The following is a 243-nucleotide window of genomic DNA, read 5'->3' on the forward strand; positions in this document are numbered from 1 at the left end:
GCCAATCAGATCGGCCACGCCCTGCGTCACCTTGCTGCGCAGGAACAAGGCGCTGGCGTTGACCACCCACTGCCGACTCAGGCGCGCCTTGCCCGACAGTTCCAGGCCGTCATAGCGCGAGCGCCCGTCCTGGGTGAAGACGTTGTTGGCATCGGTGTAGGTCAGTCCGCGCGTGATCTGGAACAGCGCCGCGGTGGCGCTCCAGTCTTCGCCATCGAGCTTGGCGCCGACCTCGACCTGGCG

1 protein-coding gene is annotated in these 243 nt (G+C 67.1%); it reads right to left on the bottom strand.

Annotated features, from left to right (window positions below; all coding sequences use genetic code 11):
• Positions 1-243: TonB-dependent receptor domain-containing protein (locus ACM5QX_RS29645; RefSeq protein WP_414756775.1), on the bottom strand; the 243-nt coding region annotated here is incomplete at both ends.

It is taken from the genome of Anabaena sp. CCY 9910, from assembly GCF_963920875.1.
Lineage (GTDB): Bacteria > Cyanobacteriota > Cyanobacteriia > Cyanobacteriales > Nostocaceae > Trichormus > Trichormus variabilis.